Raw genomic sequence first — 18,882 nt, forward strand, 5'->3', positions numbered from 1 at the left:
CCTATTCTAGCGGTCTTTTAATGCTCACTGCGTATATTTGGCACGCAAAATGCTCCTATAGCGTATTTTAGCAACAAAAAGATCGTAACTTGTTTATGACAAAAAAACTTTCCTTCCCCACCGCAGTCTTCGCAGGAATCCTTTTTTTCGCAAGTTGTGTCCCCACAAATAAATTCAACGCTGTACAACAAGCCCTGGCATCAGCCAGATATGACAGCGCACAACTCGCCAACAAAGTAAAAGACCTGCAATCCAACATGTCCCTGAGCCAGAAGCAAGCAGCTCAAAAGATCGACTCGCTCAATCAGGTCATCGCCGGCCTTAACCAGCAGATCGCCGGGCTGAATGGAAAAATCGGCGACTTACAGACCGATGCCACAAACCGCAATGCCCTCCTGAGCAAAAACCAAAAAGACCTCCTCGACCAACAGGCCAAGCTCGAACGCCTGCAGGCCCTGATGGATAAGCAAAAAGCAGCGATAGAGGAGATCAGAAAGAAAATGACGAAGGCCCTGGTCGGGTTCAAATCTAACGAACTCACCGTGTCCATCAAGAACGGAAAAGTATACGTCAGCCTCCAGGAGAATCTGCTGTTCCCCTCCGGTAGCGCAGTGGTCAATCCCAAAGGGAAGGATGCCCTTGGCAAACTGGCCGCGGTCCTCAACCAGAATACGGATATCACTGTCGACATCGAAGGTCACACCGATTCTATCCCGATCCACGCAAAATTCCAGGACAACTGGGACCTCAGCCTGGCCCGGTCGGCTTCCATCGTCCGCATCCTCACTACCGACTATAGCGTCGACCCCACAAGAGTCATCGCTTCCGGCCACAGTCAATACGACCCCGTACAGCCGAACAGCACCCCGGAAGGAAGAGCACAGAACAGGAGAACGGATATCATCCTCTCCCCCAAACTCGACGAACTCTACCGGTTATTGCAGACCCCCGGCGTGTAACCCGGCTTCGCACAATAAACGATTTCCCGACCCTGGTCTCACGGCCAGGGTCTTTTTTTACTGGGAAGTATTTAGCCGTGGAGACTATAAAACTTAATCCTGGCAACAAGCCGCCTTCCCTTGATGCGTTAGCGTCTTTCCCACCGTTAATTTGTTGTATAAATATACTCGTTATGACACGAGGCCTAAGCCGACTGCATAACACCACTGAACAATAATTGACTCGTTATGAAAACCCAGTTCTTCGCTTCCAGCACCACCCTTCAACGACCCCTCCCGCAGAACGCGCAGACTGTCACCCCGCCACCCGCCGGTTCTGTAAGAGTCTCCTTGCACCGAATGATCGATCAGTTGCTCGCCGGCCTGCAACCCCTCGCCCTCCGGCACGGCAACATCCTCTTCAACGGCATACCCGAACACCTCGCCATCAACGCCGACGAGAACATGCTGGCCTATGTGCTGGGGAGTATGATTCACAGTGCCGTCGCAGGCAGGAAAAACGAATTCATCCAAATCGCAGTGCTGGTTGCTGAAGACCGGACGATCATCTGTGTCAAAGATGTAGGAACCTACTATTATCACGCCATTTCAACCGAATACCGGAAGATACAGTACGCGGCGGAAAAACTCGGCGGAAGCATCAGCGTCGACAACGACGACAGCCTCTGTACAAATGTCTCTTTTAGCATCTCCAACCGCCTGCTGGCCGCCTGACGGCAAACCCTATACCCAGATCCCTCCTGGCCTTCCACCGCAAGCTGCCTGAACCGCCCCTATTTCGCCTGCTTCCACGCCCAATCTGTAAGATACCCCAACGCCACCGGCGAAAAGGTCTCTTTGATACTCGCAACCTCCGGTAAAAGGCCTGTCGTACACTCCTGGAAATAATGGTTCAGACCGGGAAACTCCTTCACCTCGAAATGCCGGTTCCCGCCTTTCTCCAGTGCCCGGCCGATAGCGACAAGATTATCCTCCGGCGCCACCTCCAGATCTTTGGCCCCGGCCATGGCCAGCACAGGGCATCTCACCTGCTCCAACGCGGAATCGGGGTCGTAGGCCAGGTAATCCGCCGGCCGGTGCCGCATACTATCCTGCCCCAGGCTGTCCCCCGCCTGCGCCATAAGCTGCTGCCGCTGCAACTGGACTTCCTTACCCCGCAACCCCTGCCCCGCCAGCAGCACGATAAACCGGACATCCCCCCGCCGCGCCGCCACCATCGGAGCGAGGATGGCGCCTTCCCCATGCTCGATAAGCCCCATCCGGTGAGCGTTGATCTCCTTTCTCGTCCTGAGATAAGCAATGGCCGCCTCCACATCCGTGGCAAGATCGGCCGTCGTAGCCTTGCCGAAGTCGCCGGTAGACTGCCCTATCCCCCGGCAGTCGTATCGTAGCACCGCAACCCCTCTGCGGGTAAGTGCATCCGCTATCACCAAAAAAGGTCTGTGTTGGAAAATTTCTTCATCCCGGTTGTTCGATCCGCCCCCCGCAATCAGGATGACGACCGGGAATTTACCCTTGCCGGGCGGCAGGGTAAGCGTGCCCGCCAGCGTGATACCCGCTCCGCTGTTGGCGAACTGTACTTCTTCCGCTTCATAAGGGTAGGGCTTCACCGGCTCCTGTGGCCGGGCGGTATCCATCGATGGCCGGGCAGTGTCCTGTGCAGTTGCGGCCAAAGTGATCCAAAATACCCATACGGCCGCGAATACTCTTCTCATAAGAAGTTCCGTTAGTTTTCGGTCCTTCTCTCAAGTTACGTCATTAATTGCATTCCACTGCCGTCTAATTGCACTCCACCGATGTCGCAATCACCCCGTTGCCCCGCTTATCGACCAGCTGGAGGGAATAGACGCCCGCCGGTAGACCCGCCGGCAACGCCAGGCTCCCGGCGACCACCGATCCCCCGGAAAGGGACTGCCCTGCCACCAGGTGCCCACTCATATCCACAACCCGAAGACCATAGGTCCCCGGCTGCAATCCCTGCACCGTATAGCTGATCCGCTTACCCGTCACCGGGTTGGGGTAAACCGACAGGCTAACACCCGCCGCGACGCCCAACACCACCCGGCTCACTGTACTGTAAGCAGCCTCCATACCCCGCAGGTCCACCAGTTTCAGCCGGTAATAGTCCTCACCAGGCAGCGGCTGAACATCGACCGCCGTCTGCTGGCTCGTCAGGGGGGCCGCGAATTCCATCAAGGGAGTAAAATGTTCGCCGTCAGCACTCCTTTCCACCACCAGCTTTCCGATGTCATCCACCGCACCAAGCGCCCAATCGAGCTCAACCTTACCATCCGCCGGATTGGCGGCAAAGCTGTTCACCCGGTCGGGCAAGACTACATAGGAGGCATTGGTCACCCAGAGCCCCGACACCGCCACCTGGTCGATGCCCCCGGCAGCGAAATTCGAATTGGTGGGAAAATTAGCGGCATTGTTATAGTTCACCAGGTTAGCAGCAGCCGTACTGCCCAGGTCGGCAGGAAAAAGGGAATACCCATAGATCTTTGTGCCGTTGGGCACCCCGAGCGCTTGAAAATTCATGAAAACCCCGTCCCGGTATTGACTGGTGGAATTGTTCATCATCAGCAGGTGCGCATCGACAGGGCCAAACTGATTCTTGCGCAGGATAATATAGTTCATCAACGGGCTGACATCAAATCCATAGCTGCCGGAGGCCACCGACACGGCGTTATAATACGTCAGAGGATTTCCGCTGGCATCCAGAGAAGCGATGGCCGCGACATAGAATGGGTCATGACCACCACCATTCCCCCGGTCGAATACTACAAAACCCGCTTTGGTATTGTCCGAAGCAATGACGCCGGAAGTAATAATATGATCCACCCGTTCGATATTGTTGTTGTTCGTACCCGAACCGTTACCCTGATTCTGGAAATTGTTGTCAATCCCGACGTTGAAGATCTGGCCCTGGGAAAAGATGCTTTCCAGGCTGTCGTCATAAGCCGGAAGGAGCGAGACCGTCCCGCCCGGGTTCACCGTCGTGCCGCTGCTTTGTTCGAACCACAAGGACTTCCGCAAACCCGTAACAGTAGCATTGTTCACCCGCCGGAATTTCACCGTTGTCGGGTAAGTAAAATGATAGTTCAGCGTGGCAGCGGTAAAAGAATCCAGGATGTTAAAGTTGGGAGTGCCCACGGCCGTGCCAAAATCATAATTGTAGGTATTCCCGGTCAACCCGCTTCCATAATTGCCCGTGGCGCCGGTGCCGGAATAACTGGTGGAGGTAGTAGCATTGGTCCAATGGGTAAACTGTGCCGTCACAGCCGACTGCGCCGTGACCGGCGCGGGCAACAAAGAAGATAAGATCAGCAGACAGCCCGCAACGAGGAGAAATGTCCACATGGTCAGGGTAAAGGTCGTTTTCATGGATTTGGTATTTACAAAGGCTTAAGAGGTCAGCCCACGCATTAAAATTAATAACAGGATGTAGTTAATGGAAGCGAATTAGCGTTTTCTCCGGCCGGTTAAACGGTAACCATTATCCCCCCGGTCCAAGTATTACTAGAGGGTGGATAGAACAAGGCCGCCCCGGTTGCGGGGCGGCCTCTTTACTAAAGGTTGCTGAATTCGAGTCGAGACTGGGAGACGGATTGTGCAATAGGTAAGGGCTCGACAGCTAATGGTTATGGAACACGCGACACAAACTATCTATTGTTCAACATTGGCTTTTTTCAGTTCTTCCTTATAGATCAATTCGAACATCTGCCGCACATCGATATTGAACAGCTCGGCCATCTCATATACATCTGCCACGGAGAACTTCTTCGGCTGCTCCATCATGATAGTAAACCGGTCCACCTTCTTCCCCATATCGTTGGCAACAACGGTTTTCTTGATGTATTTGAAGACGTCGGCAAAAGATTTAATCTGACCTTCAGAAAGCATGGGTTTAATTAGGTCATAACGCGGATCTCTCGTTCCCATATTCCAAATAAAATGTTTTTTTTGACTAAGCTGAAGGCCTTCAAAAACTATTTTTTTGGTGTGTCCTTTTTCATATCCCACATATTCATCTTCTTAACCCCGATCGGTCATCGTCAAACTCCCGATTTGTCATTTTCTTCGAAACCCGCTGCAGCAAAGGATCACAAGGCCTCTTTGCTGAAACAAATTTACTAATTATTTTAGTATTGAAAGACTAAAAATATTAGCTTTGTTTTCAACAAGACCTACCATGTATCTTTGCAAATCCTATTTTAGTTTCAACTACGGCACCTTTTCCACAGAAGAATTAGTAACAGCAGGCGCAGAAGCCGGAGCTACCACGCTGATCCTCACGAACATCAATTCTACCTGCGACGCCTGGGATTTTGTCCAGTTTTGCGGCCGGCAAAACATAAAGCCCATCCTCGGCGTGGAAGTGCGCAACGACAACACACTTCTTTATATCCTCATCGCGGCAAATAACAAAGGCTTCCAACGCATCAACGAATTCCTCTCCGAATATTTACGCGAAAAAAAACCATTCCCGCCCTGCGATAGCCCCGACCCCATATTCCATAACCCGGCGGACGGATTCATCATCTATCCGTTAGGCAATAAATCTCCCGAAGCGCTCAACAGCAACGAACGCATCGGCGTGCTCCCCGGAGAAGTGAATAAATTGCTAAAACAACCCCTGGCTTCCTATCCTGACAAATGGGTCGTCCGGCAACCCGTCACCTTTCAGAACAAAACGTATTACAACCTGCATCGTCTCCTCCGGGCGGTCGACCGCAACACGCTATTGACCAAACTGACCCCGGAAGACATCGCCTCAACGCAGGAATACTTCCTTCCCCAGGTAGAGCTGCTCACCGCCTTCCGGCAATATCCCTTCGTCATCACCAATACCTACAAGCTGCTGGATGCCTGCTCCATAATGATGGATTTCGGAGTGGACAAGAACAAACAGCTCTTTAGCGCCAGCCGGGAAGACGACCGGGTGCTGCTCGAAAAGCTGGCCCGGGACGGCTTCCGGCTCCGATATGGCGCCAATAAGAAGGTAAAAGAACGGTTCAATAAAGAACTGCGCATCATCGATCAAATGGGCTTCACCGCCTATTTCCTCATCACCTGGGACATGATCCGTTATGCCCAAAGCCGGGGCTTCTATCACGTCGGCCGGGGCAGCGGCGCCAACTCCCTTGTCGCCTATTGCCTCCAGATCACCGATGTTGACCCTATCGAGCTCGATCTTTACTTCGAACGCTTCCTGAATCCACACCGCACCAGTCCACCCGACTTCGACATCGACTTCTCCTATCTCGACCGCGACGAGATCATCGACTATATGATGAAGCGGTATGGCCGGGATCACACGACCCTGCTGGGCATGTATCCTACCTTCCAGTACAACGCCATCATCAGGGAATTGGGTAAGGTCTTTGGCCTTCCAAAAGCCGAGATCGACGACCTGGCTGTAAAAGGATACTACAACGGCAACAGCCGGGGCGAGAGCTTTGGGAAAACGGACACCGACAAGATCCATCGCGCCATCCTCCAGTATGGTAAACTCCTTCAGAATTTCCCCAGCGGACTAAGCATCCACCCCGGCGGCATCCTCATCTCCGAAAAACCTCTTTCCAGCTATTGTACCCTCCATCTCCCGCCAAAGGGATTCCCCACCGCCATGATCGACATGTTCGTCGCGGAGAACATCGGCCTCTACAAATTGGACGTGCTAAGCCAGCGCGGCCTGGGGCATATAAAAGAATGCATCCAACTGATAAAGACCAACCACCACATCGATATCAACATCCATGAAATAGATAAATTCAAAAAAGACCCGGCTATAAAAGAACAGCTCCGTGCAGGCAACACCATCGGCTGTTTCTATATCGAATCACCCGCCATGCGGCAACTGATAAAAAAGCTAAAATGCGACAACTATGAGACCCTCGTTGCGGCAAGCTCGATCATCCGTCCGGGTGTGGGCCGAAGTGGCATGATGCATCAATACATCTATAGATATAACAACCCCGGTAAATTCGAATATGCCCACCCGAAGCTAAAAGAGATCCTGGGCTCCACCTATGGCGTCATGATCTACCAGGAGCAGGTCATCCAGGTAGCCCATGAATGGGCCGGGTTGGACATGGCCGATGCCGATCTCCTGCGACGCGCCACCAGTTCCAAATACCGCGGAAAAGGCCATCTGCCCATGCTGAAAGAAAAATTTTTTGCCGGCTGCGCGGAGTACGGCTACCCAACCGATGTAGTGGAAGAGGTCTGGCGGCAGATCGAGAGCTTCGCCGACTATAGCTTCTGCAAGGCCCACTCCGCCAGTTATGCCGTAGAAAGTTATCAGAGCCTTTTCCTGAAAACCCATTTCCCCATGGAATTCGCCGTAGCCGTCATCAACAACTTCGGCGGGTTCTATAGCCGGGAATTGTATTTCTATGAATTGATGAAGACGGGCGCCCACGTACACCGGCCCTGTGTGAACAACAGCGACTACTACACCAATATCCACGGCAAGGATGCCTATGTTGGCTTTGTCCATATAAAAGGACTGGAACAGACTTTCGCCACCCGCATCCTCGAAGAAAGGGAAAGGGATGGCGCTTATGCCGATCTGGCCGATTTTATCCAGCGCACCGCCGTCACGCCCGAACAGCTCGACATCCTCATCCGCACCGGCGCTCTCCGCTTCACAGGGAAAAACAAGAAAGAACTGCTATGGGAAGGGGATTTTCTGCAAAAGAAGACAAAGGCCATCAACCCGATGCCTCACCCGCTCTTCAAAGAACCACCCATTTCGTTTACCCTGCCCGATCTCCCCGTCTATCCAATGGATGATTTTTATGACGATGTAGAACTGCTGGGATTCCCTGCTGGCGATCCTTTCACCCTGGTGGACGATGACCCATCCCGTTACCTGCCCGCCCACAGTCTTGCCGGCCATCTCGGTGAGACGGTCACCGTTCTGGGCTATCATATCACCCATAAACCCGTTCGGACGATAAAAGGCGATACGATGAGTTTCGGCACTTTCCTCGATGCGAACAAGGACTGGATCGACACCGTGCACTTCCCGCCTATCCATGCCGCCCATCCGCCCCAGGCCGGCTTCTATCGCATCACCGGAAAAGTGATCGAAGACTTTGGCGTATACAACATCGAAGTCACCCGCATCGAAAAAGCAGGAATAAAAACCCGAACACTTCAAACTGTCTGACATGTCTGCCCCCCGCCATACCGCCTCATCTTCCCCCGCCATACCGCTCCCGCCGGCCGCCCCTCCGGCGGCCTCCCTGTCAGCCGCAGCCTCGCCAACTGTACCCCCGCCGGCCGCACCCTCGCCAGCCTCAGCCGCACCCCCAAGCACCCTGGACATCGCCGGGCCACATCGTCACATCGCCCACTTCGATCTCGACGCCTTCTTCGTGTCGGTGGAATGTCTGAAGAACTCCAGCCTGAAAGGCAAGCCGCTGCTCGTAGGTGGCTCCGGCGACCGCGGTGTCGTCGCGGCCTGTAGCTATGAGGCCCGGAAATTCGGCATCCACAGCGCCATGCCGATCAAACTCGCCCGGCGCCTCTGCCCCGAAGCCATCATCATCCGGGGTGATATGGAATCTTATTCGAAATATTCACGGCTCGTCACCGAGATCATGCAGGACAATGTCCCCCTGTTCGAAAAAGCGTCCATCGACGAATTCTATATCGACCTCTCCGGAATGGACAAATTCTTCGGCTGCAGCCTCTTCGCCCGCGAACTAAAGAAAAGAGTAATAAAGGAAAGCGGCCTGCCCGTATCCTATGCCCTCGCCAGCAACAAGCTCATCAGCAAAGTGGCCACAAACGAAGTAAAACCCAATGGACAGCTCGAGATCGCCTTCGGCGGCGAAAAAAGTTTCCTGGCCCCGCTATCGGTATCCAAACTGCCGGGCATCGGAAAAGAAACCGCCTACAAGCTCATCCGGCGCGGCGTGGAGACGATAAAGACGTTGAGCGATATCCCCATGGAAATGCTCGGCACGATGCTGGGGAAGAATGGCATCGACCTCTGGCGAAAAGCCAACGGCCTCGACGAATCACCCATTATCCCCTACCGGGAGCAAAAATCTATCTCCACCGAACAAACCTTCGAGACCGACACCATCAACCTCGGCTTCCTCCATGCCCAACTGGTGAGGATGACCGAATCCATCGGTTTCGAACTGCGCCGGCAGGACAAACTCACCGGCTGCGTCACCGTCAAGCTCCGCTATTCCAACTTCGACACCGTAGTAAAACAAAAGACCATCGACTATACCAATGCCGACCACATCCTGCTCGCGACAGCCCAGGAAGTCTTTGACAAGCTGTACGATCGCCGCATGCTTATCCGCCTTCTCGGCATCCGCTTTACCCGCCTGGTGCCGGGTAACTACCAGATCAAACTCTATGAAGACACCCAGGAAATAATCCGGCTCTACCAGTCGATAGACTCCATCAAACGCCGCTATGGCGAACAATTGTTAGTAAGGGCCGTGGGGGTCAAAGGGGGATATGGAAAGTAATAAAATGGGATGCAAAAGGTCAATACTCGGGAGATGGGGCGTCAAACCTATGCTTCGGCGGTAGTTGAACCAAGCAATAACCACGTATTTTGAAAATGGCTAAGCATAATGGATATGATCTCGTCAGGCCGATGTTCACAAGTGGAAGGTTAAAGAAGCTTAGTGATATCTTCAAATTCAGGCTGGTGCCGATCACCGTGGTAGCGACCGATCTGGGGAAAGAAAAGAATCGCTTCAAAGAGCTGATCGAAAATCCCGATGATTTCATTTATCAGGAAATAAGGTTGTTCAGCACCAATTGCAGACTGGCGCCATTCGAAATGGGAATATTGATAGAAACAGAACACCCCGGGCATCGGCTCAAAACCGATCAGGAGAAAGAAGAGAAATATGCGGCGATAAAGCCGCTCGTCGAAGAAGGGACGATCACCTGTCTCGACGAGATCTTCAAGTACGTTCATAAATATACGGTGGCCGAGCAAATCGGCAGAAAAGGCGCCACCCTCGATCGATACCTGAAAAATGTGGACAATTTCCCCATCGGGGATATTCGCGCCATCGGCGGACTCTTTGAGCTAAAACTTTCCGAAATGTTGAAACTGGTCGAAGTCCAATACGATAAGCAGACCAGCGGCGCACTAAAAAAGCCTGAGTAACCAAACCATAGCCATCCACCGGCGCCTGCCTGTTTTGAGCCCCAAAAAGCCGGTCACGGATTTAGACCGAAAAGACCTTACCAACCGCCGCTCCCCCGGGGGATCATCCTCCTGGGGGGGCGGTTTTTTTGTCCCCCCTACGCCCTCCAAACCTCCCTCAGGCCGGTAAAAACCGTAATTTACAGGTCATGTACAACCCGCTGCCTTTACTGACCCGGGGCCTCCTGGAGGACCAGCTCTCCAAAGGCAAACGCTGGTTCGTCCGGCAGACCTTCCCCCGCGGAATGGAAGCCCGCCTCATCGCCGCCTTCCTCATCCGGGGCTATGACGACGAAGAAAAGCCGGCGGCCGACAACCACCTGACCGCCCTCGCCGCCGATGGGAATGCTTTCCTCTACGACGCTGACGATCCCGCACACCTGGAAAAACTAAAGATCGCAGCCGGCCAGCCCTTTGGATACAAGATCTTCTATGCGGCAAGAAAGGGAGTGGAATGGAAGCCGCCGCCCCGCTACCAGGAGAAAATGCGCCATTACCTCCGCCGCCATCATCCCGCATGGCGGGTCCAAAAAGAAGGCGACAAGATCCAAATCGGCCTCTATGAGGAATTTGGGCAACTATTTCTTAAATTCAGCTTCGCCGGCGAGGACGACACCATACCCTTCGACCTGATTGAAAAATATTGATCACCACCAGCAAATAATTGAACCATGTGCCTTGACATCGCTTTCTACTCCGCTCTGGAATTGATAGATGATTATTTCCCCGATCTTACCCACGATGGGGAGATCCACTTCGATCTCGACATGGGCGCGCACTTCATGGCCCTGGGATATAACCGTTATCCCATCATCGATTTTGAAAAAAGCCACTACCACCGGAAGTTTTTTGAATGGGGCATCATCGCCGAATACATGAATACCCCCGAAAAGATCAAGACCATGCGCCGGTCGATGGTCAACGCCCGAAGCGAAAAAATACTCGACGACAAACGCTCCTTCTGGCACCGCATCCGCAAGACCCGCTGCCTGATACCCGTCACCGGCATCTACGAACACCGGGAAGTAAAAGGCTGGAAGAATAAGATCCCATACTACATCCAACTAAAGAACCGGCCTTTCTTCTGCATCCCCGGTCTCTATCATTATAATACGAATATGCCATCCGACCCCGAGACAGGGGAAATGCGAGGCATGTTCACCCTCATTACCCGCGCGGCCAATCCCCTCATGCGCCAGATCCACAACAGCGGCGACAACGCTTTTCGCATGCCTCTATTTCTACCAAAAGAAATGGAACTGGAATGGCTTAAACCCGATCTCACGGACGATGGCATAGCCCGCATCCTGGGCTATGAGATACCTTCCGACCAGCTAATCGCCAATACCGTCTTTAGCATCCGCGGCAAAACGGCCCGGCTCGACGGAAAACCAAAGAACGCTCCCTATGTTTACCCCGACCTCCCACCACTGGGAAACGACGACGGACAAACGCAGAAAGCGCTCTTTTAAAGTGAGGTAGTCTCTTCAACCACCTTACCAAGGCTAATGCAGACAGTGATTAATGCAGAGAATAAAGTATTACAAGCAATAAGGCGCAATACTACTCAAAAATATCCCCTGCCCGTCTACCGCTCATGGATTTTTGTATTTTGGCCTCCAAATCGCCAAAATGCGCGCATCCGATCTCATCGTCATCCTGCTCTTACTCGCCGGCGCTGCAGCCAGCATCTACTGGAAAAAGCTGACACCCGCAGCAGCCATCACCGGCGTCATCACCGGCAGCGCCATCTATGCCGGTGGCGGTTACCCGGGACTGTTGTTCCTCGCCCTGTTCTTCATCCTGGGGACAGCCGCCACCTCCTGGAGAAAACAGGATAAGCTATTGGTGCGGGGTACTGCTGCCCATGAGACGACAAGACGCGCGGGGCAGGTCATCGCCAACGCCGGTGTAGCCGCCATCGCTGGATTGCTGGCTATCCTGTTACCCGCTGACAAACCCCTTTTCCTGTTGCTGATGGCCGCAAGCTTTTCTTCCGCCACCGCAGACACGCTCGCTTCCGAATTGGGTATGGTATATGGCCGGCGTTTCTATCACCTGCTCACACTAAAACCCGACCAACGAGGCCTCGATGGGGTCGTCAGCATCGAAGGTCTGCTGCTCGGCATCGCCGGCTCCACCCTCATCGCCGCCGCCTACGCAGGTACAACGGGATGGAATATCCGCCCCATCGCCATCATCATCCTGGCGGGAACAGCCGGCAATCTCATCGACTCCCTGCTCGGAGCGCTCTTCGAACGAAAAGGGCTCCTCACCAACGACACCGTCAACTTCCTCAACACACTCGCCGCAGCCCTCATCGCCGCCGTCCTTTACTGACGCCCCGCCCCGGACCCCCAAAAAAATCCGCCTCATTTTGCCAAATTATTTAGCAAATCCCTTATCTTTACATTCGCTCACACGGTGCGCAGGGTTGCACCGATCAGGCCATAGTCATTCAGCCTTATCCGCTGGCCGGCTGCCGCATGGTGGCCGGTCAGTCGCATTCAGAAGCCGCCGGTGGCGGGGCATTTCCGATATATTCTACCCGGAAACCCGTACAGGACAGTACAGGACGGTGATAAGTAAAACTACCTGATTTTGCAGTTGGGCTTCATATTAAAAAATCGATGAAACACAGCACCAGCAAGGGTTTTACATAAACTTTCACGGCTTTGAGATAATAGAATTAACATTAAGTTGTTTGCACCTCACCGGAAAAGCATACTATATTTGTATCATCAAAGACGAGATAATCCGGGCGCTTGACGAACACTAATAAAAGTTGGGCACCCATCGAGATAAAGAGTTTTCATATGGCAAGCAATCGTTAGAGGTCGACTGTTTCTACAGTGGACCTTTTTTTTGCCCCTCCTTTTCCAGCACCGCCAAAATCGCCTGCGCCACCGTCACCCAGGGCCCCGGCCATGGGTCCGCCCAAAAACAGAAATCCGCGAACTAAGTCGCGGACTCTGCTTCCTATATGTAACACGCGCAGTATGCACTCTCTTAGAAGAACCAGCTTGACAGCTGACTCCGGCTCGCCCGCAACCAGTTTTGCGCAGGCTTGGGACTATTGTCCACCAGTTCGAAATCCTGGATCTTGATCTTCACCGCGATCACCTCCTCATCACTCATCCTCGCCTTCATCCCGGCAGACAGCTCTGCGTTGCCGTTGGCTTCTGCAAGATCGGTCTGCAGAAAAGCGGTACCCCTCAACTTCACAAAGAAATCCTTTCCTTTCTTAAAGAAATCAAGCTTAGCAGCCATCTCCTTGTCATACGCTTCAATATGCATCGCAGGCTTCGGGATCACAAACCAGATTTGTCCTTCGCTATCCAATTCCACATCAGAAATTACATGTGTCGGAAGCTTTACTATCGAAAGGCTTTCAGTGAAAAACAAAGCACTCTGCAATTCCATGATCTTGCTCTTCAAAATTCCTACTTGCAATTCCTGGGAGGTGGCGAATGTCATAATCTAAGTATTAGGGTAATGATTAAAGTTGTTTGATTCTCGTCTCGAAGTTTTTTGTCATCAACTGCGGACATACATGTAGAGACAATTGGTATACCAACTCTCAAAACACTGATTTCAAACTAATTAAAAACCCTTACCCCCCTGCCAATCGTCCCAGTTTGGGATTATCTTTCCAAAATTTGATCAAGGATATTTTTTAAGTCATCTTTGCGGCGCTGTTTTTGCAGGCCAACCGGCCAGCGAACCCAACATGCGCTTTTCTGTTATAGCTAACCCGAAAGACACCATTAGATTATTATGAGAGCATGTCTCTTTATTTTTTTATTATTATCCCTCTCCGTACTGGCCTTCGGGCAACGGAACCGTATTCCTTCGGACACCGTGCCCACTGCGAAGGATCTCGCTCCCTTTACGATCAAATTACCCCAGCTGCCGCATAAAGACACTTCCGTTGCCGCCGCCAATAAGAACTTACTGGCCTTCCCCTTTGCCGTCCGCTCGCTGGAAACCGACTGGGGCTTCGGTGGCGTTGTCGCCCGTTTCTTCAAGGCCGAAAAACACGATACTACCATCCGTACATCGGACGTCAACCTGCTTGGTCTTTACACCCTGCGGTCACAGCTGATCCTCGTGCTCAGCTCCACCGTCTTCTTTCCAAAGGAAGATCATATAGCCCGATTCCAGGCCTCTTATAGTTATTATCCCGACGATTTCTGGGGACTGGGCAATCACACGCACGCCACCGATCAGGTAGGGTTCGCCCAAAAACAATACTTTGTTAACCCCCAATTCCTCAAACGCGTGCATGGTAACATGTATCTGGGCGTCACTTACGAATTCCAGCACACCGGAGGCGTAGTCTATACCCCCGGCAACATCATCGATCAGGAGAATATCACGGGCCGGCATGGGGGCAACACCTCCGGCATCGGCCCCATCCTGTCCTGGGATACCCGAAACAATGCCTATAGCCCCGATCGCGGGTTTTTCGCCGAGATCCAGTATGAATATTTTGACAGATTCCTGGCGAGTGATTTCAACTTCAGCGTCCTGAGCATCGATCTCCGGAAATTCCTCCACATCTCCCCCAAAGAGGTTCTTGCCTTCCAGGGACTCGGCGGGCTCACCTTCGGCAATACCCCCTTCCGCAAGCTGGAAGAGCTGGGTGGTGCGGATATGATGCGTGGCTATTATGGCGGTCGTTTTACAGACAAATGCCTCATGGCCTACCAGGCAGAATACCGCCGCTTCCTGTTCTGGCGATTCGGAATGGTAGTCTTCGGCGCCATGGGCGAAGTAGCTCCCATTGTGAGTAAGTTCGAACTCGACGGGCTCCACTACACCTATGGAGCAGGAGCGCGCTTTGCCCTCAGCAAGGAGGAAAAGCTAAACCTGCGCATAGATTACGGCATTGCAAAACATTCCAATGCCTTTACCGTACAATTAAGGGAAGCATTTTAGTTGGCGGCTCGGGCTTTCCTCGGAAAATAAGCCCTCGCCGCCAAATGGCTAATGTCGGGCCTTCGGCCAGCGGGCCCGTGGCCCGCTCTGGCCCGGGCTTCCTCAGCCGCGGTCGCGCCCGCTCAGGCCATCTTCTTCAATCCAACGATCCCAACCAGGATCAACCCCATAAAAAAGAATTGCTGCCATTCAAAAGGCGCTTTGAGGAAGATCATCTCCGCCAGCTTCACCCCGATAAGCGCGGTCCCCATCCAAACAGCAAGCGCCGTGGACGCGGGAATCTCTTTCATAGCCAAAGAAAAGAAATAGATATTACCCAGCCCGAACACGATATAGCCGGCAAATGGCCCCACGATGGCCCAGGGGCTCCAATGATTAAAAGCCGCCCGCCATTGCACCTTCTTTAGCTCGCTTACGTCCATAAAACGAAGCGAGAAGGTCCACGCGATCTCAAACACCGACGCCACAAAAAGATATATCCAGGCCATAATTAATTGTAAAAATTTACGCCCTCCCCCCGGGCCTCCACTTAGTCATACCCCCTCCGGGCCCCGTCTATTTACGCCCTCGCCGGGTCCAGGCCTTCTACTACCTGCGGTCCACTCACAGCAACCTCCGCCCCACCCACCGAAGCCTCCGATACAGCAACATCCTGTACCCCGGAAGACTCCTGCCCCGCCGCCGGCTTCAGCTTCCGCATCCCCCACTGCATCAACCGCTGACGGGAAAAATAATACCAGCGGAAAAGCGGATACCGCTCCACCAGCTTCTTTTCATCCATCCGCTTTAACGAGAACCAATGCTGCAGAAAATAGTCTTTTGGATAGTCATAATATAACCCATACTCTGCAGGCTTCTTCCGCCCGGGAAGATAGGCTGTCCCGAACAACCAGTCCCAGATGGCGAATTTGGTGGAATAATTCGCATAGAACACCGCCCTGTCGTTTGCATGGTGCCACTGGTGCATCTCGGGACCATTGATGACATACTGCAGCTTCCCGCTGCGCACATCGATGTTCGAATGGATATACATCCCCCACACCGCATCGATCAACGCCTTAATGGCCACCACGGGCGAATCCGGCCCCAGCAGCAGCACGATCGGCGCAAATTCGATCGTCTGATTGATGATGATCTCCACCACATGCGATCGCGTCCCGGCAAGCCAGTCCACCTCCTTGTTCGAATGATGCGCCTCATGCGTCCGCCAAAGCAGCTTGGAGTGATGCTGCGCCCGGTGAAACCAATAGATATAAAAATCATGGATCACCAGGAAGAGCAGCACCTGCAGCGCGATCGGCCAGCCATCCAGCCAATGCATCGACTCCAGGTGCCAGCTCCGCCGCATCGGCTCGATAAGAAACCCAAAGATGAATATCTTTAGAAAATAGCTCTGAATAAAGGTATACCAGATAAGGTCTACCCAGAATCCATCCCTGAAGATGGGAATCCCCTTCGTATACGGGAACTTCCGCTCCAGCCAGATGAAGACAAAAACACTTAAAACCAGGATTCCGGTAGTATAATAAACAATGGTTCCCATGGAACAAATATAATGTGCGCCAATAGGCTTATAAGGTTGTGCTCGTCGACTGCGCCCTTCTCAGGCGTTTCATCGCACCCATTTCGCTGTCATACACCCGCTTGATGCCATCTCCCAGTGCCAGCTCCACATCGCGGATATCCCTCACCAGCTTCTGCATCCCCTGCGGTTCTACGGACGCAGCCTGGTCAGAACCCCACATGGCGCGGTCAAGCGTAAAATGCCTTTCGACAAAACAAGCCCCCATCGCAACCGCCGCCACCGTCGTAGCCAGACCCGTTTCATGACCGGAATAACCTATCGGCGTATCGGGGTAAAGATCGGCCAGGGTCTCTATCATCCGAAGGTTGAGCTCCTGCGGCGGACAGGGATAGGCCGAGGTCGAATGCGCAATAAGCAAATTATCCGTACCAAACTTATCGATTGCGCTCTTTATCTGCTCCATCGTAGACATCCCGGTAGACAAAATATAAGGCTTGCCCGTCTGCTTTACTTTTTCGATCAGGGCATGATCAGTCAAAGACGCTGATGCAAATTTATAAACTCCCGGGTTGAACTGCTCCATAAAATCCACCGACTCCTCATCCCAGCAGGAGACGAACCAGTCGATCCCTTTCTCCTTGCAATAGGCGTCTATAGCGGTATACTCATCATAACCGAGTTCAATGATCTTCCGGTAGTTGATATAGGTCATCCGACCCCAGGGTGTGTCCCTTTCCAGATGCCACTGATCCTTGGGTGTACAGAGCTCAGGCGTACGCTTCTGGAATTTTACAGCATCGCAACCCGCTGCAACCGCCTCGTCGATCAGCTTCTTTGCAATGTCGAGGCTGCCGTTGTGATTAATGCCTATCTCGGCAATGATATACACGGGCTGGCCTGCGCCAATGCTTCTGTTAGGGCTTACTCGAAATTTGGTGTTCATACATTATTATTTAAGTAGTTCAATGATCCATTCTGCAAATTCTCTAAAAGCGCCATACCCGCCTTTCACGGCACAGCGGTAATCCACCACCCCACACACCGCCGCCATCGCATCGGCCGGACAGGCGCTAAGCCCCACCCTTTCCAGCACTTCCAGGTCGTTGACATCATCCCCGATGAAGGCGATCTCCTCCCAGCTCAGGCCGGTGGCCGCCATAATCTCGGTCAACCGGCCTCGTTTATCCTTCACCCCCAGGTACAGATGAGTGATGTTCAACTTCTCCGCCCGCCGGGCGACAGAAGGCGACATCTCCCCGGTAACAATACCCGTGTCGATACCACATTGCTTCCGCAACCTTTCTACACCCATCCCATCCCGGATGGAGAACCGCTTGAGCACTTCTCCACCCTCGCCATAATACACTCCATTATCCGTAAGGACCCCATCCACATCCGTCAACAATAACTTTATCCGCCGGGCCTTCTCTTTATATATATCTACATCCATCATATCGCCGTCCACCCTCCATCTACCACCAGGTTCGCCCCCGTCATATACGCAGACGCATCACTGGCCAAAAATACGATCGCACCCTTATAATCCGAAGGCGCCGCCATCCGGCCCAAAAGCGTCTTCCGCGAATAATTAGCCTTAAAAAACTCGTCCTGCCGGTTCTCTACTCCCCCGGGCGAAAGGGAATTGACCCTCACCCCCTTGTTACCCCAGTAAGCAGCCAGGAATTTCGTAAAGCCAATCACCGCCGACTTGGTCACCGGGTAAGCCGGCGATTTATAAAAGGTCTGCTCTCCCGCCTCATTCTTATAAATGCTTTGATCAGGCGCCACGATCCCATAGGTGGAAGCAATATTGATAATGCTCCCCGATCCCCGCTCGGCCATTACTCCGCCCAACACCTGCGAACAGAGAAATACGCCGCTTACATTCACCTTCCAGCTGCGATCCCACATCTCGAGGGGATAGTTCTCGAACATCGATTGCTGCCCCGCCAACAGGGGATTCTCGAACATATCGTTGATCGCCGCATTATTGACAAGCACATCGATATGCCCGTAAGCATCCATGATTCGCTGACGAGCCGCCTGCAAAGAGGCCACACTCGTCACATCCACCCCGATGCCCAGATGGCCCTTGCCAAGCCGGGCCGCTACTCCATCAGCCGCCTTCTCATCCAGGTCGGCCGCAACTACCTTCGCTCCTGCCGCCGCCAAAGCCTCACAATGTTGTGTCCCCAAAAGCCCGCAGGCGCCAGTGACAATCGCTACTTTATCGTCTAAAGAAAATAACTCCATGCTTATTT

Annotated in this window: 18 protein-coding genes; 9 read left to right on the forward strand and 9 right to left on the reverse strand. The window is 53.0% G+C overall.

What is annotated here, in order from left to right; translation table 11 throughout:
• Positions 1-95: 95 nt before the first annotated feature.
• Both IEY39_RS06130 and IEY39_RS06135 read left to right on the forward strand, forming a co-directional pair.
• Positions 96-959 (forward strand): OmpA family protein, encoded by an 864-nt coding sequence (locus IEY39_RS06130; protein ID WP_188929520.1) that lies wholly within the window; start codon positions 96-98, stop codon positions 957-959.
• Positions 960-1,187: 228 nt separating this feature from the next.
• Positions 1,188-1,673 carry an ATP-binding protein gene (locus IEY39_RS06135; protein ID WP_188929522.1) on the forward strand — a complete coding sequence of 162 codons (486 nt, stop codon included), beginning with the start codon at positions 1,188-1,190 and terminating at the stop codon, positions 1,671-1,673.
• A gap of 59 nt (positions 1,674-1,732) precedes the next feature.
• On the opposite strand, the gene IEY39_RS06140 is transcribed toward IEY39_RS06135, so the two are convergent.
• From IEY39_RS06140 to IEY39_RS06150, 3 genes are all read right to left on the reverse strand, one after another.
• Positions 1,733-2,674 (reverse strand): alpha/beta hydrolase family protein, encoded by a 942-nt coding sequence (locus IEY39_RS06140; RefSeq protein ID WP_188929524.1) that lies wholly within the window; start codon positions 2,672-2,674, stop codon positions 1,733-1,735.
• A 64-nt stretch (positions 2,675-2,738) separates the two neighbouring features.
• Positions 2,739-4,343 (reverse strand): T9SS type A sorting domain-containing protein, encoded by a 1,605-nt coding sequence (locus IEY39_RS06145; protein WP_188929527.1) that lies wholly within the window; start codon positions 4,341-4,343, stop codon positions 2,739-2,741.
• 282 nt (positions 4,344-4,625) lie between these two features.
• Positions 4,626-4,901, reverse strand: a complete 276-nt coding sequence (locus IEY39_RS06150) for a hypothetical protein (RefSeq protein ID WP_229688790.1) — start codon at positions 4,899-4,901, stop codon at positions 4,626-4,628.
• 250 nt (positions 4,902-5,151) lie between these two features.
• Between IEY39_RS06150 and IEY39_RS06155 the strand changes: the two genes are divergently transcribed.
• The 6 genes from IEY39_RS06155 to IEY39_RS06180 all read left to right on the forward strand — a co-directional run bounded on the left by IEY39_RS06155 (position 5,152) and on the right by IEY39_RS06180 (position 12,495).
• Positions 5,152-8,136, forward strand: coding sequence for a DNA polymerase III subunit alpha (locus IEY39_RS06155; protein WP_188929530.1), 2,985 nt, complete (start codon positions 5,152-5,154; stop codon positions 8,134-8,136).
• A 1-nt stretch (position 8,137) separates the two neighbouring features.
• A complete protein-coding gene (dinB, locus tag IEY39_RS06160; RefSeq protein WP_229688791.1) occupies positions 8,138-9,460 on the forward strand; it encodes a DNA polymerase IV in 1,323 nt (440 codons plus the stop codon).
• Positions 9,461-9,555: 95 nt separating this feature from the next.
• Positions 9,556-10,116: a hypothetical protein gene (locus tag IEY39_RS06165; protein WP_188929532.1), complete on the forward strand. Its 561-nt coding sequence runs from the start codon at positions 9,556-9,558 to the stop codon at positions 10,114-10,116.
• A 188-nt stretch (positions 10,117-10,304) separates the two neighbouring features.
• Positions 10,305-10,802 (forward strand): hypothetical protein, encoded by a 498-nt coding sequence (locus IEY39_RS06170; RefSeq protein ID WP_188929534.1) that lies wholly within the window; start codon positions 10,305-10,307, stop codon positions 10,800-10,802.
• A gap of 24 nt (positions 10,803-10,826) precedes the next feature.
• A complete protein-coding gene (locus tag IEY39_RS06175; RefSeq protein ID WP_188929537.1) occupies positions 10,827-11,627 on the forward strand; it encodes an SOS response-associated peptidase in 801 nt (266 codons plus the stop codon).
• Positions 11,628-11,787: 160 nt separating this feature from the next.
• Positions 11,788-12,495: a DUF92 domain-containing protein gene (locus IEY39_RS06180; protein WP_188929539.1), complete on the forward strand. Its 708-nt coding sequence runs from the start codon at positions 11,788-11,790 to the stop codon at positions 12,493-12,495.
• A gap of 669 nt (positions 12,496-13,164) precedes the next feature.
• Here the strand turns inward: IEY39_RS06180 and IEY39_RS06185 are convergent.
• On the reverse strand, positions 13,165-13,632 hold the full coding sequence (locus IEY39_RS06185; protein ID WP_188929541.1) for a hypothetical protein: 468 nt from the start codon (positions 13,630-13,632) through the stop codon (positions 13,165-13,167).
• 300 nt (positions 13,633-13,932) lie between these two features.
• On the opposite strand from IEY39_RS06185, the gene IEY39_RS06190 reads away from it, so the two are divergent.
• Positions 13,933-15,096, forward strand: coding sequence for a BamA/TamA family outer membrane protein (locus IEY39_RS06190; RefSeq protein WP_188929543.1), 1,164 nt, complete (start codon positions 13,933-13,935; stop codon positions 15,094-15,096).
• Between the two features lie 122 nt (positions 15,097-15,218).
• Here the strand turns inward: IEY39_RS06190 and IEY39_RS06195 are convergent, their stop codons facing one another.
• The 5 genes from IEY39_RS06195 to IEY39_RS06215 all read right to left on the reverse strand — a co-directional run bounded on the left by IEY39_RS06195 (position 15,219) and on the right by IEY39_RS06215 (position 18,874).
• A complete protein-coding gene (locus IEY39_RS06195) occupies positions 15,219-15,584 on the reverse strand; it encodes a DMT family transporter (RefSeq protein ID WP_188929545.1) in 366 nt (121 codons plus the stop codon).
• A 71-nt stretch (positions 15,585-15,655) separates the two neighbouring features.
• Positions 15,656-16,639, reverse strand: a complete 984-nt coding sequence (locus IEY39_RS06200) for a sterol desaturase family protein (RefSeq protein ID WP_188929547.1) — start codon at positions 16,637-16,639, stop codon at positions 15,656-15,658.
• A gap of 28 nt (positions 16,640-16,667) precedes the next feature.
• Complete coding sequence (locus IEY39_RS06205; protein WP_188929549.1) at positions 16,668-17,564, reverse strand: N-acetylneuraminate synthase family protein; 897 nt, start codon at positions 17,562-17,564, stop codon at positions 16,668-16,670.
• A 6-nt stretch (positions 17,565-17,570) separates the two neighbouring features.
• Positions 17,571-18,074, reverse strand: coding sequence for a KdsC family phosphatase (locus IEY39_RS06210; protein ID WP_188929550.1), 504 nt, complete (start codon positions 18,072-18,074; stop codon positions 17,571-17,573).
• Entirely contained in the window at positions 18,071-18,874 is an 804-nt protein-coding gene (locus IEY39_RS06215) for an SDR family oxidoreductase (protein ID WP_188929552.1), read from the reverse strand. Before IEY39_RS06215 ends, IEY39_RS06210 begins: the two co-directional genes overlap by 4 nt.
• Positions 18,875-18,882: the final 8 nt, after the last annotated feature.

This window comes from Puia dinghuensis (assembly GCF_014642875.1).
In the GTDB taxonomy this organism is placed as follows: Bacteria; Bacteroidota; Bacteroidia; order Chitinophagales; family Chitinophagaceae; genus Puia; species Puia dinghuensis.

Bases quoted from the DNA above. Each gene is read 5' to 3' on its own strand.
- IEY39_RS06130 (WP_188929520.1), top strand. From the start codon at position 96: ATGACAAAAAAACTTTCCTTCCCCACCGCAGTCTTCGCAGGAATCCTT.
- IEY39_RS06135 (WP_188929522.1), top strand. From the start codon at position 1,188: ATGAAAACCCAGTTCTTCGCTTCCAGCACCACCCTTCAACGACCCCTC.
- IEY39_RS06140 (WP_188929524.1), bottom strand. From the start codon at position 2,674: ATGAGAAGAGTATTCGCGGCCGTATGGGTATTTTGGATCACTTTGGCC.
- IEY39_RS06145 (WP_188929527.1), bottom strand. From the start codon at position 4,343: ATGAAAACGACCTTTACCCTGACCATGTGGACATTTCTCCTCGTTGCG.
- IEY39_RS06150 (WP_229688790.1), bottom strand. From the start codon at position 4,901: ATGGGAACGAGAGATCCGCGTTATGACCTAATTAAACCCATGCTTTCT.
- IEY39_RS06155 (WP_188929530.1), top strand. From the start codon at position 5,152: ATGTATCTTTGCAAATCCTATTTTAGTTTCAACTACGGCACCTTTTCC.
- dinB (WP_229688791.1), top strand. From the start codon at position 8,138: ATGTCTGCCCCCCGCCATACCGCCTCATCTTCCCCCGCCATACCGCTC.
- IEY39_RS06165 (WP_188929532.1), top strand. From the start codon at position 9,556: ATGGCTAAGCATAATGGATATGATCTCGTCAGGCCGATGTTCACAAGT.
- IEY39_RS06170 (WP_188929534.1), top strand. From the start codon at position 10,305: ATGTACAACCCGCTGCCTTTACTGACCCGGGGCCTCCTGGAGGACCAG.
- IEY39_RS06175 (WP_188929537.1), top strand. From the start codon at position 10,827: ATGTGCCTTGACATCGCTTTCTACTCCGCTCTGGAATTGATAGATGAT.
- IEY39_RS06180 (WP_188929539.1), top strand. From the start codon at position 11,788: ATGCGCGCATCCGATCTCATCGTCATCCTGCTCTTACTCGCCGGCGCT.
- IEY39_RS06185 (WP_188929541.1), bottom strand. From the start codon at position 13,632: ATGACATTCGCCACCTCCCAGGAATTGCAAGTAGGAATTTTGAAGAGC.
- IEY39_RS06190 (WP_188929543.1), top strand. From the start codon at position 13,933: ATGAGAGCATGTCTCTTTATTTTTTTATTATTATCCCTCTCCGTACTG.
- IEY39_RS06195 (WP_188929545.1), bottom strand. From the start codon at position 15,584: ATGGCCTGGATATATCTTTTTGTGGCGTCGGTGTTTGAGATCGCGTGG.
- IEY39_RS06200 (WP_188929547.1), bottom strand. From the start codon at position 16,639: ATGGGAACCATTGTTTATTATACTACCGGAATCCTGGTTTTAAGTGTT.
- IEY39_RS06205 (WP_188929549.1), bottom strand. From the start codon at position 17,564: ATGAACACCAAATTTCGAGTAAGCCCTAACAGAAGCATTGGCGCAGGC.
- IEY39_RS06210 (WP_188929550.1), bottom strand. From the start codon at position 18,074: ATGATGGATGTAGATATATATAAAGAGAAGGCCCGGCGGATAAAGTTA.
- IEY39_RS06215 (WP_188929552.1), bottom strand. From the start codon at position 18,874: ATGGAGTTATTTTCTTTAGACGATAAAGTAGCGATTGTCACTGGCGCC.